Annotated in this window: 14 protein-coding genes and 2 pseudogenes; 12 read left to right on the top strand and 4 right to left on the bottom strand. The window is 68.0% G+C overall.

The window, feature by feature from the left end; translation table 11 throughout:
- Positions 1-254: 254 nt before the first annotated feature.
- The 4 genes and pseudogenes from AB0I10_RS23150 to AB0I10_RS23165 form a co-directional block, all read left to right on the top strand.
- Positions 255-857: pseudogene (locus AB0I10_RS23150) on the top strand (peptidoglycan recognition family protein); the annotation flags it as partial.
- A 24-nt stretch (positions 858-881) separates the two neighbouring features.
- Positions 882-1424 (top strand): glycoside hydrolase family 25 protein, encoded by a 543-nt coding sequence (locus tag AB0I10_RS23155; RefSeq protein WP_363154461.1) that lies wholly within the window; start codon positions 882-884, stop codon positions 1422-1424.
- A gap of 181 nt (positions 1425-1605) precedes the next feature.
- Positions 1606-2280: pseudogene (locus tag AB0I10_RS23160) on the top strand (helix-turn-helix domain-containing protein); the annotation flags it as partial.
- 304 nt (positions 2281-2584) lie between these two features.
- Positions 2585-4336 carry a transglycosylase SLT domain-containing protein gene (locus AB0I10_RS23165; RefSeq protein ID WP_363154462.1) on the top strand — a complete coding sequence of 584 codons (1752 nt, stop codon included), beginning with the start codon at positions 2585-2587 and terminating at the stop codon, positions 4334-4336.
- Positions 4337-4648: 312 nt separating this feature from the next.
- On the opposite strand, the gene AB0I10_RS23170 is transcribed toward AB0I10_RS23165, so the two are convergent.
- Complete coding sequence (locus tag AB0I10_RS23170) at positions 4649-5035, bottom strand: VOC family protein (RefSeq protein ID WP_363154463.1); 387 nt, start codon at positions 5033-5035, stop codon at positions 4649-4651.
- Between the two features lie 203 nt (positions 5036-5238).
- Between AB0I10_RS23170 and AB0I10_RS23175 the strand changes: the two genes are divergently transcribed.
- Positions 5239-5808 carry a GNAT family N-acetyltransferase gene (locus AB0I10_RS23175; RefSeq protein ID WP_363154464.1) on the top strand — a complete coding sequence of 190 codons (570 nt, stop codon included), beginning with the start codon at positions 5239-5241 and terminating at the stop codon, positions 5806-5808.
- Here AB0I10_RS23175 and AB0I10_RS23180 read toward each other — a convergent pair.
- The gene (locus tag AB0I10_RS23180) at positions 5798-6481 is read right to left on the bottom strand and encodes a glycerophosphodiester phosphodiesterase family protein (protein ID WP_363154465.1); all 684 of its coding nucleotides are present in this window, start codon (positions 6479-6481) and stop codon (positions 5798-5800) included. The two genes, AB0I10_RS23175 and AB0I10_RS23180, sit on opposite strands and share 11 nt — an antisense overlap.
- 490 nt (positions 6482-6971) lie before the next feature.
- Here AB0I10_RS23180 and AB0I10_RS23185 point away from each other — a divergent pair, with 490 nt between their 5' ends.
- The 5 genes from AB0I10_RS23185 (at position 6972) to AB0I10_RS23205 (ending at position 11639) form a co-directional block, all read left to right on the top strand.
- A complete protein-coding gene (locus tag AB0I10_RS23185) occupies positions 6972-8369 on the top strand; it encodes a DUF6421 family protein (RefSeq protein ID WP_363154466.1) in 1398 nt (465 codons plus the stop codon).
- Between the two features lie 23 nt (positions 8370-8392).
- On the top strand, positions 8393-9190 hold the full coding sequence (locus AB0I10_RS23190; protein WP_363154485.1) for an SDR family NAD(P)-dependent oxidoreductase: 798 nt from the start codon (positions 8393-8395) through the stop codon (positions 9188-9190).
- Positions 9169-10257, top strand: a complete 1089-nt coding sequence (locus tag AB0I10_RS23195; RefSeq protein WP_363154467.1) for a low specificity L-threonine aldolase — start codon at positions 9169-9171, stop codon at positions 10255-10257. The genes AB0I10_RS23190 and AB0I10_RS23195 overlap by 22 nt, the downstream gene beginning before the upstream one ends.
- 89 nt (positions 10258-10346) lie before the next feature.
- Complete coding sequence (locus tag AB0I10_RS23200; RefSeq protein ID WP_363154468.1) at positions 10347-10925, top strand: transglutaminase family protein; 579 nt, start codon at positions 10347-10349, stop codon at positions 10923-10925.
- A 12-nt stretch (positions 10926-10937) separates the two neighbouring features.
- A complete protein-coding gene (locus AB0I10_RS23205) occupies positions 10938-11639 on the top strand; it encodes a phenylalanine--tRNA ligase beta subunit-related protein (RefSeq protein WP_363154469.1) in 702 nt (233 codons plus the stop codon).
- Positions 11640-11841: 202 nt separating this feature from the next.
- Here the strand turns inward: AB0I10_RS23205 and AB0I10_RS23210 are convergent, their stop codons facing one another.
- Both AB0I10_RS23210 and AB0I10_RS23215 read right to left on the bottom strand, forming a co-directional pair.
- Complete coding sequence (locus AB0I10_RS23210) at positions 11842-12558, bottom strand: lysophospholipid acyltransferase family protein (RefSeq protein ID WP_363154470.1); 717 nt, start codon at positions 12556-12558, stop codon at positions 11842-11844.
- A gap of 212 nt (positions 12559-12770) precedes the next feature.
- Positions 12771-13187, bottom strand: a complete 417-nt coding sequence (locus AB0I10_RS23215; RefSeq protein WP_363154471.1) for a DUF4395 domain-containing protein — start codon at positions 13185-13187, stop codon at positions 12771-12773.
- A 75-nt stretch (positions 13188-13262) separates the two neighbouring features.
- On the opposite strand from AB0I10_RS23215, the gene AB0I10_RS23220 reads away from it, so the two are divergent.
- The gene (locus tag AB0I10_RS23220) at positions 13263-13682 is read left to right on the top strand and encodes a thioredoxin family protein (RefSeq protein ID WP_363154472.1); all 420 of its coding nucleotides are present in this window, start codon (positions 13263-13265) and stop codon (positions 13680-13682) included.
- A 225-nt stretch (positions 13683-13907) separates the two neighbouring features.
- Positions 13908-14414: a flavin reductase family protein gene (locus tag AB0I10_RS23225; protein ID WP_363154473.1), complete on the top strand. Its 507-nt coding sequence runs from the start codon at positions 13908-13910 to the stop codon at positions 14412-14414.
- Positions 14415-14485 lie beyond the last annotated feature (71 nt).

Here is a 14485-nt window from a genome sequence, read left to right on the forward strand (position 1 = left end):
AGGAGGATTCCAGGAAAGCGGTCGACGGGAAGGGTCCCCTACATCGGCGCACCGGTGGATGTGGCGCCGGCAGCGGAGCAGGTTGCGGTCCCGTTCTTCGGCTGTCCCGTTACGGATGAAATGGGGCCACCGAAGCAATCGCAACAACAGGCTTCAGGGCGGGCATGTGGCCTGGTCCCCTCACGAGCAGCACCCGTAGCACCGCGCATGGCCTGGCTTCCGTTTTGGCACTGTCCGCCGGTGAGGAGGACACCATGGCTGCACCAATGACGGCGGATCGGATGCTCAAAGCGCTCCGCGACGAGAATCTGACCGTTAAAGAGATACGTAACTGGCGCCACCACAACCGCAACCACAAAGGTCCGTTCAAGACGGTGAACGGGGTGATGATCCACCACACAGTCACTTCCGGCATCGAGGGAACCATCAAGCTCTGCTATGACGGTGACTCAGACCTGCCCGGCCCGCGGTGCCATGGCGTCATCGGCAAGGACGGCGTGGTCTACATGGTGGGCAACGGTCGCACGAACCACGCCGGCAAGGGGGACGACGACGTGCTGCAGGCCGTCATCGAGGAGCGGCCTTTGCCTCCGCGCAACGAGATGAACACCGACGGCAACGCCAGGTTCTACGGATTCGAGTGCGAGAACCTCGGTGACGGGGCGGACCCCTGGCCGGAGGTGCAGCTCAAGGCCATCGAGAAGGCCGCGGCCGCGGTCTGCCGCGTGCACGGATGGCATGCACAGAGCGTGATCGGTCACCTTGAGTGGAGCACCGAGAAGATCGACCCCAAGGGATTCACGATGGCCGGCATGCGCGAGAGGGTCGCCCAGCGCCTCGCCGGCCCACCAACAGGCTGACACCTCACCAAGGAGCTGACCATGACCATCAAAGGAATCGACGTTTCGGGACACCAGCCCGAGAAATACAAAACGGACGGGTTCGACTTCGTCTTCATCAAAATCACCGAGGGACACACCTTCGTGAACTCCAAGTGGGTCGCGCAGCGAAAGACCGCACGCAACGCCGGACTGCTGACTGGTTTCTATCATTTCGCTCGACCCGGACCGTTTGAACAGCAGGTCGACTTCTTCCTCGACAAGATCAATCTCGTGGAGGGGGACATGCTCGTCCTCGACTGGGAGGACGGACACATCTCGAACGCTTGGAAGGACAGCTGGATCAAGCGCGCGCAGAAGCAGAGGCCCGGCCACAAGACGCTTCTCTACTGCAACCAGGATTTCTGGCTGCACCGTGACACCACGTCCTTCGCAGGAGACGGCCTGTGGATCGCCCAGTACAACGGCAGGCCGGGGAAGCCGGACGTCAGGCACCCGTGGGTGTTCCACCAGTTCACGGACCACCCGATCGACACGAACGTCGGGAACTTCAAGGACAAGGCGGCGCTGCAGAGTTGGTCCTGAACCGGGAACGGAGTGGCGGCGGTCCGCCTGGTAACCGCGGCCCAGGATCGGGTCGAGACCAACGAGGGGGTGCCAACCGCCCGGGGCCGGATGGGCCACCTATCCGTCAGTCGGCCTCGGGAGCAGCGCAAGCTGTGATTAGCGCTGTCAGCCACACCCATATCCACGGGGAGGACGATTCGGGTCAGGGATCGTGGGAATCTGCCTCGCCACGTACGTACTGGCGGCGGCGGGGCTGTTGGACGGCAAGGCCGCGGCCACGCACTGGTACCACGCCGCCCATTTCCAGCGGCTGTATCCCCAAGGTCCGGCTCGCCGCCGAGGTGCTTTTCGTGGACGTCGCACGTGTGCTGACCTCGGCCGGGGCGGCATCGGGTATCGACCTACTGCACCTGATCCGGCTGGACCACGGCAGCGCAGTCGCCCATCACGTGGCGCGGCGCTGCGTCGTCCCCCCGCAAGCGGGAGGGCGGTCAGGTGCAGTACGTGGAACGAACGCTGCCGCAGAGCGTGGACGCCGGAACGTCCGCGACCCGCGCCTGGGCGCTCGACTGCACGAGCCCCTCCAGCTGGGCGACTTGGCGGGCCACGGGGGCATGAGCCGCCGCACGTTCACCCGCCGCTTCGGACCAAGGTGGGGTTGAGCCCGGGCAAGTGGCTCACCCAGCAACGTGTCGACCTGGCCCGCCAGCTGCTGGAGAGCAGCGATCTGCCGATCAACCGCATCGCCGAACGAGTCGGCTTCGGCACGGGCGCCACACTGCGCCACCATCTGCACGCCGCGATCGGCGTCTCGCCGGGCGCCTATCGGCGCACGTTCCAGGTCTCCACGCCGGACATCACCGGTTCCAGGTAAGTCCCGACGTCCGGCATCGGTTGCCTCAGGCCCCAAGACCCCTGGATTCCGGGCAGGTTCAAGATGCGGCACCGCACCACGGGCGGTATCGTCGGGGCAATATGAGCCGGGCAATCTGAGCATCGGCGAACCTCGCGGCCAGGGGGCGGGTTTACGGCCGGAAAATCCTTCAGACCCGCTGAACGCCCGCTAATTTCAATTTGTTTTCTTGGTCATCTTCTCGGTTGTTGTTATTTCGGGAAACTCGCTCCCGAAACGTGCTCTCTGAAGCACTACAGGAAAGGGAAGATCGGAAGGGAAGACGATGAATCAAGCGGATGTACTCATCGACATCGAAAAGACCGAGGTAGGGTATCGCGAAGGTTACTCGAACGGTCAATGGAACAACCGTCAGAAGTATTCCCCCGCAGTCCCCGGGCTGGAGTGGTCACAGAACCAGGCGTGGTGCGAGACGTTCCAGTCCTGGGCCTTCCAAGAGGCCGATGCGAAAAGCCTCGCTCCGGTCACGGCCTCGTGCGTGACCGCTGTCAACTGGTACAAGAACCGGGGCAGGTTCTCGTACTATCCCGCGATCGGGGCGCTGGCTTTCTTCGGCCCCGGGGGAGGCGCGCACGTCGGGCTCGTCTACAAGTACGATGCTGACAACGCGTACACGATCGAAGGAAACACCAACGCCAACGGTTCGCCCGAAGGCAACGGCGTGTACATGAAAACGCGTCCTCGTAGGGACGGTTTCCTCTACGGCTACGGGCTGCCGGCCTTCGCGGAAGGCGTCGTCACGGCCGATCCCGGCCTGAAGGACAAGCCCGGCTTCACGTACCACGCCACCGCCTCGTCCAGTGCGGCCGGTTCGCCCCCTACGACGCCCGTCGAAACCGCCCTGCCGTGGGTGTCCTCGAACCAGCTCATCTGGGCGGCCACCCACTCCGCGGACGAACAGCGGGCCGTGGAGCCCGGCAACAGCAACCCCGCGGACGATGTGGCGCTGGTCCAGGACGCGCTGGAGAAGGTCATGGGCGTCGCCCCGGGCGACCCGCATGGCGTGTTCGATGCGGAGACACAGAAGCTCTACGACAAATTCCGCAAGGAGAAGCTGGGCTACTCCGGGGCGGACGCCATGGGCGCCCCCGGGACGCGTTCGCTGGCCGAGCTGGGGCAGCGGTCACACCTGTTCAACGTACGCGCGGGCTCGTCGCCGGCTCTCACGCTGCCCTCGGTCAACGTGAACCAGGTGATATGGGCCGCGTCGCACAGCGCCCAGGAAGAAGAGGCGCAGCCGACCGGGGCCGCCAGTACGAAGGTCGATGTGGCTCTGGTGCAGGACGGGCTGAAGAAGGTCATGCACACGGTGGTGGCCGACGCACCCGGAATCTTCGAGCAGGCCACGCAGTCTCTCTATGACGAGTTTCGTCGTACGGTGCTGGATTTCACCGGCGACGACGCCACCGGGACCCCGGGCGGGAAGTCGGTGCGAGAACTCGGACAACGTTCGGGACTGTTCCAGGTCGAGGCCGGTTCGCCTGTGGGCGGGCTGCCGGACGGCACAGGAGTCAGCGCAGGGGCAATTGACCCGAAGGATGTGACATTCAATCGGCACGTGAGCGGCGGCAACCTCGAGGAATGGATCACGGAGGCGTGTGCGGCAGCTGGAGTCTCCGCGAACAACAACTGGATAACGGGCATCAAGACCGCCGCCGGGCGCGAGTCTTCCGGCAACCCCAACGCCTGCAATCTGTGGGACACCAACGCCATCACGCCGCATGGCTTCAGTGAGGTCCACGACTTCGGAGACGGTGTCCGGAGCGATGGAACACCCCGGAAGATGAACGGCGCTCTGACTCCGTTCCAGTGCTCCCGCGGTGTCATGCAGTGCATTCCGCAGACATTCGCCTCACGCCACGCCCCCGGTACGTCGGTGAACATTTACGATCCCGTGGCATCGATCGCCGCCGCAATCGGGTACGTCCGCAAGAGGTACGGCGTCGCCGCGGACGGTTCCAATCTCGCCTCGAAGGTTCGGCAGTTCGACCCCAACCGGCGGGGCGGGGGCTACTGATAGCGAGGAATCCTGACCGACGGGCGACCACCGCTAGCACCCGGTCCTGGTCGCCCGTCAGGTCACAGCGAGCTGCCAGACGTCGCCTCGGCTCGTAGGATGTCGAGGAACTGCGCGGAGTACAGATGCCGTCCCACGCGCGTCGGCTTCGCGGTCCTTGCTGAGGGAGCGCGCTGGCGATTCAGCATCTCTGCGTGGAAAGTAACCCTGTTCGCCCACGATTGGCTGTGGGGCGCGCGCTCTCCCCGGCAAGGGCGGCAACTTCGAAGAGCCTATGGTTTGGGGTCCGAGGTCCCGTTAGGCTGCGTTTCGTCAGGGTCGGTATCGGAGTGGATGGTCCGCGGGGATTTCGACGATTACAACTTTGTGGCCGTCCGGGTCGGCGATCCACATCTCGATCAGCCCCCATGGCTCCCGCACCGGCGGCCGCAGTACCTCCACGCCCCGGGCCACCAGTTCCCGGTGTACCGCCGCCGCGTCCGCCACCTGGAGCCACAGCTGGAGCGTGCGGCCCGAGGGCTCCGTGGAGCGCCCGGAGACCTCCAGGAAACCGCCGCCCAGGAAGTAGACCGTGCCGCGCTCGGGCCCCGTACCGAATTCCCGGTAGATCTCCAGCCCCAGCGCCTGACCGTAGAAGTCGCGCGACCGCTCCGGATCGGCCGGCCGCACCAGGACCCTGCTGCTCAGTACCTGCACCATGCGACGGACCCTACGCCGCACTACCGCGCGCGCCGTGGTGCCGGGCGGCATCACGCGCCGTGTCACCCCACGGCGGAGTCCGACGGACGAAAGGCCCTGACATGGAGGACACCCCTCTTGTTAGCCTCCACTCCAGCCCCATTTCCGTCATTACGGCCATGGGTCTCCCGTTCTCCATCCGCCCCGAGAGGACCCCGCGCACCATGCCCACCAGCGAGCTGACCTTCCGCACCGCCATCGACGCCGATATACCCGGGCTCGTCGAGCTCATCGAGTCGGCGTACCGCGGGGACAGCAGCCGGGCCGGCTGGACGACGGAGGCGGACCTGCTGGAGGGGCAGCGCACCGACCCGGACGGCGTGGCCGCCGTGGTGCGCAACGCGTCCGGCCGGCTGCTGATCGCCGAGCGCGAAGGCGAGCTGATCGCCTGCTGTCAGCTCGAACACCGCGGTGACCACGCCTACTTCGGGATGTTCGCGGTCCGCCCGACGCTGCAGGGCGGCGGCCTCGGCAAGGTGATCATCGCCGAGGCGGAGCGGACCGCGCTGGCCGCCTGGGGCGCCCGCGAGATGTGGATGACCGTCATCCGGCAGCGCGAGGAACTGATCGCCTGGTACGAGCGCCGCGGCTACCGGCGCACCGGCGAGCTCAGCCCGTTCCCGTACGGCGACGAGCGGTTCGGCGTCCCACAGCGCGCCGACCTGGAGTTCGAGCTGCTGGTCAAGCCGCTCGGCCAGGACGTACCGCCCGGCCCCGCCCGGGTCACGCCGTGAAGCGCACCGCCCGCCGGATCTCGGGCAGGTCGGTCACCACGCCGTCCAGGCCGAGGCCGCGCACCAGCCGGAGGTGATCGTGGGTGTTGACCGTCCAGCCCAGCACCTTCAGATGCGCGGCGTGCGCGCGCTCGACCAGTTCAAGGGTGAGCCTGCGGATGTTCAGCGAGAGCATGGTCGCGCCCACGGCCTGTGCGCGGTCGACGACGTCGGCGCCGTAGCGGCTGCCGACCAGGGCGGTGCGCACACCGGGCAGCAGGGTGCGGATCGCGGCCAGCGCCTCGTCGTGGAAGGAGATCACATCGACCCGGCCGGTCAGATCGTGCGCCCGCATCACCTCCGCCAGCGCCTGCGCGGCCGCCACGTCCTTGATCTCCGCCTGGAGCGGCGCCCGCACCGCCTCGACGACCTCCTCGAAGACCGGGATCCGCTCGCCCCGCCCGGCGTCCAGCTCACGCAGCTCGGCGAGGGTGCGCTCGGCGATCGGGCCGGTGCCGTCGGTCGTCCGGTCCACGTCCGCGTCGTGCATCACCACGAGCGCGCCGTCCTTGCTCAGATGCAGATCCAGTTCGATGACGTCGAGGCCCTCATGTTCGGCGCGCACGAAGGAGCGCAGGGTGTTCTCCGGCTCCACGCCCATGACCCCGCGGTGTCCGATGGTGAGAAAGGACAAGGCTGCCTCGTTTCTGTCGGCTCGGTGATCTTTCGACTGTCGACAACTGGCTGCACGAAACGGCGCACAGCCTAACGGCCCCGGACCGTGGTGAACCGGTCGCCGCAGCAGGACCGCACTGTGTCCAGTACGGGTACCCGCCACATTCCCGGATCAGGCCGGATCACCCTTGCGTGGGCGCGTCCTGCGCGCGCTGACGGCGCACGCAGGTGTGGCATATGCCACGGCAAGGCGGAGTGCCGGGATGCCGGTGACCGAGGGTCACTGCCCCGGGATGTTTCATTGCTTGCTCCCCATGCCTCAAGTCGTGGAAGAAGCGCGGGAAGCCTTGGCAGCACTGGCAGAAAATGTCGCAACGGCATCCACTCACGGGAAAAACGTGCGTGACCATGGGGTGTACGCAGAATAATTTTCACAGGCCCCCCTTGAGCTGGCGATCCTTGTCTGGTTACCGTGTCCTGACAACACGATCTACCGCCGGAGGGCAGTCATGACGGAAATTCTTTCGCCTGTGGGTGTCCGGGGGAGCACCACGACCGCAGAGCCTGTGGTTGAGCACCCGGCGTGGCCCGTGCTCAAGGACGCCGTCGAGACCATCCGACCCTGGCAGTCCAAGGACGGCTCGATCGACCTGTCGGCGGAGGGCGCGCCGCGCGCCGACGCCGTCCGCGGCGAGGTCGAGCGCGTGATAGCGGCCGTCGCGGAGCTCGCCCCGATGCTGCCGCACGACGCCGCCTACCACCAGGCGCTCGCCGCCGACCTGCGCCGCTGGGCCGACGACGGCTTCGGCGTACCGGACTTCCTCGACTCGCTGCTCGCCTTCCAGCCCGCCCAGCAGCGCGCCGACGGCCTCCAGCACCTCGTCGTGTTCCCGATGTACACCCAGAACGGCAACCCGGACCGCAACTTCGAGGCCGTCGTGCTGCGCATGGTCTGGCCGGACTGGCTCGCCGAACTGGAGCGCACGCGCTACGACAACCCGCTCTTCTGCGGCATCGCCTTCGAGGACTTCACGGCCGGCTACGACACCAACTCCGCGGTGCTGTTCCCGGAGACCATCGCGGTACGCGAGGCCCCCGAGCGGTTCACCTGGGGCGGCATCTTCTGCGACCGCGAGGCCGCCCGCTTCCGCCGGGTCAGCGAGGCCGCCATCGAGACGCTCGGCGTCGAACTCCCGCAGGACATCAGCGAGATGCTCGCCGACCAGGACCGCTGCCAGCAGGCGTTCGTCCTGTGGGACATGGTGCACGACCGCACCCACAGCCATGGCGACCTGCCGTTCGACCCGTTCATGATCAAGCAGCGCCAGCCGTTCTGGATGTACGGACTGGAGGAGCTGCGCTGTGACCTCACCGCCTTCAAGGAGGCGGTCAAGCTGGAGGCCGAGGGCTACTCCCAGGCCCGTGACGTCCAGTTCGCGGTGATCTTCGACCGGATGTTCCGGTTCCCCGTCACCGGCGACCGGGTGCGCAATTATGACGGCCTCGGCGGACAGCTGCTCTTCGCGTACCTGCACAAGCACGACGTCGTACGCTGGACGGACAACACACTGCACATCGACTGGGAGCGGGCGCCGAAGGTCACCAACCAGCTGTGCGGCGAGATCGAAAAGCTCTACCGCGACGGCATCGACCGGCCCAAGCTGGTCCACTGGTTCGCCGCGTACGACCTCGTCTCGACCTACCTCGCACCGCACCCGGGCTCGGTCTGGGCCAAGGGTCCGGATGCCCTCGACCTGGACCAGCCGCCGCGCAAACTCGTGGACGACGTGCTTCCGGACGAGTTCCCCCTGAGCATGTTCTACGAGGCGCTCGCCAAGAAGCTGCGCAGGGTGATCGCCTCCACCAAGGGCATCACGGCCGGCAGCGACGCATTGGCGGCGGTGTGAAGACCGACCGGAGCACCCGGCAGATGGCCGTCCAGGAGCAGAACGAGGAGGCGACGAAGATGGTTACTTCGACGGGCGGCCAGGGGCCGCTGGAGGGCGCGGTCATCGCGGTGGCAGGAGCGGCGGGCCCGGCCGGCCGCGCCACGCTGCTGCGACTGGCCGAGGCGGGGGCCGTCGTGGTCGGCTCGGACGCCAACGCGGAGCGGCTTGCGGAGGCGGTGGACGCGGCGCGTTATGCGCATGGCGGCGCCACGGTCATAGGGGACACCGTGGATCTCCTCGACCTGGAGCAGACCCGTGAGTGGGCGGCCCGCACCGAGAAGGAATTCGGCCGGATCGACGGCCTGGTGCACCTCGTGGGCGGCTGGCGCGGTTCGGCGACCTTCGCGGAGACCGACCTGTCGGACTGGGACCTGCTGCACAAGCTGCTGATCCGCACCACCCAGCACACCTCCCTCGCCTTCCAGGAACCCCTCCAGCGCAGCGGCAACGGCCGCTATGTGCTGATCAGCGCGGCCGGCGCGAGCAAGCCCACCGCGGGCAACGCCGCCTACGCCGCCTCCAAGGCCGCCGCCGAGGCCTGGACGCTGGCGCTGGCGGACGCGTTCCGCAAGGAGGGGGGCGAGCAGGGCCCGGCCGCCGCGGCTGCCATCCTGATCGTGAAGGCGCTCGTCAACGACCAGATGCGCGCCGAGCGACCGAACGCCAAGTTCGCGGGCTTCACAGATGTCACGGAGCTGGCCGAGGCCATCGCCGGGGTCTGGGGCAGGCCCGCCCAGGAAGTGAATGGAAAGCGTCTGTGGCTGACCCCCGAGCCGTGACCGGAGAGAAAACCGACGCCCGGCAGCACCACGACACCCAGGTACGCGGCTTCGCCAGCGACAACTACGCGGGTACCCACCCGGAGATCCTCGCCGCGATCGCCCTCGCCAACGGCGGCCACCAGGTCGCCTACGGCGAGGACGACTACACCGCACACCTCCAGCGTGTCATCCGCAGCCACTTCGGGCAGAGCGCCGAGGCGTTCCCGGTTTTCAACGGCACCGGCGCCAACGTCGTCGCGCTCCAGGCGGTCACCGACCGCTGGGGCGCGGTGATCGCCGCTGACACCGCGCATATCCACGTCGACGAGTGCGGCGCGCCCGAGCGGGTCGGCGGGCTCAAGCTGCTCACCGTACCGACCGAGGACGGCAAGCTCACCCCCGAGCTGATCGACCGCCAGGCGTTCGGCTGGGACGACGAGCACCGCGCCATGCCGCAGGTGGTCTCGATCGCCCAGAGCACCGAGCTCGGCACCGTCTACACGCCCGACGAGGTCCGCGCCATCTGCGAACACGCCCATGAGCGCGGCATGCTGGTGCATCTCGACGGCGCACGGATAGCCAACGCCGCCGCCACACTCGACGTCCCGATGCGCGCCTTCACCAACGCCGTCGGCGTCGACATCCTGTCCTACGGCGGCACGAAGAACGGCGCGGTCTTCGGTGAGGCCGTGGTCGTCGTCAACCCCGACGCGGTCCGCGCGATGAAGCATCTGCGCAAGCTGTCCATGCAGCTGGCCTCCAAGATGCGCTTCGTCTCGGTCCAGTTGGAGGCCCTCCTGGCCAAGGACCTGTGGCTGCGCAACGCCCGCCACGCCAACACCATGGCGCAGCGCCTGGCGGCCGGCGTACGCAAGATCGACGGCGTCGAGATCCTCTATCCCGTCCAGTCCAACGCGGTCTTCGCCCGCCTCCCGCACGACGTGAGCGAGCGCCTCCAGAAGCGCTACCGCTTCTACTTCTGGGACGAGCAGGCCGGCGATGTCCGCTGGATGTGCTCGTTCGACACGACGGAGGAGGACGTGGACGGGTTCCTTGAGGCGCTGCGGGAGGAGATGGGGCGCTAGCGTCTCCATGACCCCGAAAACTGTATAGCTATGCGCCTGACCGAAAAGTCATTGACCTTCGGTCGGGCGCATGGCTACGCTCCCCGAGTATGGAGCTGATCCAGAACACCCCGGAATTGTCCGCGTACTTGGCGGCGAGCGACGTCATCGACCATGAACACCCGCTCGTCCGTACCGTCGCCGCGACGCTGCGCGCCGATGCCTCCGATGCATACACATACGCCAAGGCCGCCTTCGAGTTCGTCCGCGACACCATCCCGCACTCGCACGACATCGGTGATCCGAGGGTCACCTGGCGTGCCTCGGATGTGCTGGAGCAGGGCACCGGTATCTGCTACGCCAAAGCCCATGCGCTGGTTGCCCTGTTGCGGGCGGAGGGTATCCCCGCCGGGCTGTGCTACCAGAAGTTTGATGTCGTGCACGGGCTGATCGCCGTGAGGCTGCCGGGTGAGGAGCGCTGGGCGCGGCAGGATCCGCGGGGGAACAAGGTCGACGTTGATGCGCAATTCCGGATCGATCGCGAGCAGCTCGCCTTCCTCATCCGCCCGGAGTTCAATGAAGTGGACTGGCCAGTGCTATTTGCTGAACCACATCCCGCCGTGCTCCAATGCCTCCAGGAGGCCGTCGACGAGCCCCATCTCTGGCAGACGCTCCCCACCGAACTCTGAGGAAGCACACCCATGACCCGCTCCCTGCATGTCTCCGACGAGGTGCGCGCTCTCGCACCCGGCTTCGGCTACCTCGCCGTCGAGGCGCACGGCCTGACCAACGGGCCCAGCGACGAGACGAGTTCGGCGCTGCTGGACGAGGCCACCCGACGGCTGGCCGAGCGCCTCGGCGGAGGCGCCCCGCAGGACGACCCGCACATCGCCGCCTGGCGCGCCGCGTACACCGCCTTCGGTTGCAAGCCGTCGCGCACCCGCAACTCCGCCGAGGCACTGGCCAAGCGCGCCCTCGCGGACGGCGGGCTGCCGCGCATCAACCGTCTCGTCGACCTCTACAACGCCATCAGCGTCGCTCACCTCATCCCGGTGGGTGGCGAGGACCTGGACCGCATCCAGGGCGGCATGCGGCTCGTACGGGCCACCGGTGAGGAGCCGTTCGCGACCGCGGCGGGCGGCGCGGAGGTCATCGAGCACCCCGAGCCGGGCGAGGTCGTGTGGTGCGACGACGCGGGCGTCACCTGCCGCCGCTGGAACTGGCGCCAGGGCGTGCGCACCCGGCTCACCGAAGAGTCCACCAGCGCGCTGTTCCTGCTGGAGCGCATGGAGCCGATGACGCTCGGCGAACTGGGGACCGCGGCCGCCGAGCTCGCCGAGGCGCTGCACAAGGCCTGCCCCGAGGCCCGCATCGAGATCGGTGATGTCTGGGCCCGGCCCTGAGGCCTGCCGGATCAGCCGCCGAAGGCGAACGCCTTCGGCGGCAGCATCGCCCGCGGGTCCGCACCGCCCACCCACAGCCCGATCAGCAGCGCCGTGGCCGCCCCCTCGACCAGCCCGGCGCTCCAGTCACGGGGACGAGATCATCGCCGCCCAGGAGCGGTCGGGAGACGGCTCCTGGGACGACGACGAGCGATAAGGGTCCTTACGCAGGTGCCCCGGGAGCCGCCGGAGCGGTGCCGCCGAGGTGGGCCGGCATCCACCAGGTGTCCTCGGGACCCTTGGGCCGTACGGGGTACGCGCGCTGCGCCGCCTCCAGGAGGTCCTGCACCCGGGCCCGCAGCCGGTCGGTGATCTTCTCGGCATGCTCGGCCGGATCGGCCTCCAACGGTTCGCCCACCCGGATCGTGATCGGGAAGTGGTTACGGCCCAGATCGCGCTTGTGGCCCTTGGTCCACAGCCGCTGGGTGCCCCACAGCGCCACCGGCAGCAGTGGCACCCCGGCCTCCTGTGCCAGCCGCGCCGCACCCGACTTGAAGTTCTTGAGGGTGAAGGACTCGGAGATCGTCGCCTCGGGGAAGACCCCGATGATTTCACCCGAACGCAGCGCGGTCAGCGCGTGCTTATAGGCGTGCATGCCCTGCGCACGGTCCACGGGAATGTGCTTCATGGCGCGCATCAGCGGCCCCGACACCTTGTGCCGGAAAACCGATTCCTTGGCCATGAAGCGCACCAGCCGCTTGGCCGGCCGCGCGGTCAGGCCGGCGAAGACGAAATCCAGATACCCGATGTGATTGCTCACCAGAACCGCGCCGCCGCGGCGCGGGATGTGGTCCGTCCCCGCTATGTCGAACTTGAGGTCAAGCGCCTTGAAGACGGTGCGGGCGGCACCGATCACCGGCGGATAGACGAGCTCTGGCATGTCGGGGGACCCCTTCTCTGTGCCTGGGGAGGGTTCTCCCGGCGGAAACCTACGCAGCCGTAAGTGTGCGGCTCCGGGAGATCGTGCCCGATCACGGCCCCGGCGGCTAGCACGCAGGCCACCGCGACCGGGAGATTCTCGTCACGTAGGGCTCACATAAGGCGCACACAGGGCTCGCTCAAGGGTCCTGCGCGGCTCACACGGTGCTCGCCTCACCCGCTCGCTCTCCGCAGCAGAAGGTACACCTCGCACCCCAGGCAGTATCCGAAGAAGGCATTGAGAAAGGCCGCCGCGAGCGCGCAGCCGGTGGCCGCGAGACCCAGCCATTCCGGTCCCACGGCATAGCCGACCAGCCCGATCACCGCGAAGACCAACCCGACACTCTGGGCGAACCGCGGCGGCGCGGCGCCCTCGAATTCGGTGGGCGGCGCCAGCCGCGGGCGCACCGCCACCTTGAACAGCCAGGCGTAGGGCGACCGCTGGACCCCGGCCCCCGCCCCGATGGCGAAGACCAGCGCCTGGAACGCCAGCAGCCACCCGCTCCCACTGATCAGTACGGCGGCCAGCACGGCGCTGGTCAGCGCCGCCCCGAACCTCGGGCCCCGTACGTCGATACCGTCATTGCTCATGCCTTCACCCTTCCGCAGACCGGGCCGGATCCAACCCCGGGAATTCTTGCGGTCTCATGAACGCTGCATCCGGAGATGACCGGACTCATGGTGTGTATCGCGGTGCTGGCGGCGGCGACCGTCTTCGGCGTGCTGCGGCAACGCCGCAACGGGAGGCTGACAGTGCGAGGGCGGGACGACGGAGAGCGGCTGGGCGCCGCCGAGATCGGCGTGGAGCTGGGGGAGCGGGCCACCCTCGTGCAGTTCTCCAGCGCCTTCTGCCAGCCCTGCCGCGCCACCCGGCGCACCCTCGCCGAGGTCGTGAAGATGGTGGACGGGGTGGCGCATGTCGAGATCGACGCCGAGGACCATCTGGAGCTCGTACGCAGCCTCAACATCCTCCGTACGCCCACGGTGCTGGTGCTCGACGCGGCCGGCACGATCGTGCGCCGGGCCTCCGGCCAGCCACGCAAGGCGGACATCATCGCCGCATTGGGCGCCGCGGTCCGTGATTGATCTCCCAGATGGCGGGCGCCACTTGACGCTGTGGGGCACGCATCGTCAGTCTGACGTTATGCGGCCTGGAACCCTTCTGTACGGACGCGCGCATGTGGACCTTCTGCGGACCGCCAGCGCGCGTTGTCCGAGCGTGTGAGCAGCGAAGACATCAGTGCTGCCGGCAGTCGTACGGCTGTCGGCGCCCCCGATCGGTCTCGTACACCACACCAGAAGGACAACTCCATGACGGCCTCGCCCGACCTCGGCACGCCCCGCACCGCCACCCCTGATCTGCTGCGCTCCGTCTTCCGGCAGCACGCCGCGGGCGTCTCGGTGATCACCGCGCACGGCTCCCGCCCCGTCGGTTTCACCGCCACTTCTCTCACCTCCGTCGCCGCGGACCCGCCGCTGCTCTCGTTCGGTATCGGCACCGGCTCCTCCAGCTGGCCGGCCGTCGCCGAGGCCGAGCACGTCGGCGTCCACATACTCGGCGAGCACCAGCAGGAGCTGGCCGCCACCTTCGCGCGCAGCGGCGCGGACCGCTTCGGCCCCGCCACCTCCTGGCGTACGGGCCCCGAGGGCGTGCCCCTCCTGGACGGCGTGCTGGCCTGGCTGGTGTGCAAGGTCGTGGCGCGGGTTCCGGCCGGCGACCACCGGATCGTGCTCGCCCAGCCCGTCGTCGGCGACCCCGCGGGTCCCGGCCGGCCGCTCCTCTATCACCAGGGGCGCTTCAACGCGTTGCGGGACTGACAGGTTCCCGTACAGCTTCGTCGTTCCCCGGTCGGGGCCGTTGGCAAGGTCACATTTCGACAGCCTTGATT

The sequence above is a fragment of the Streptomyces sp. NPDC050636 genome (assembly GCF_040654775.1).
GTDB lineage: Bacteria > Actinomycetota > Actinomycetes > Streptomycetales > Streptomycetaceae > Streptomyces.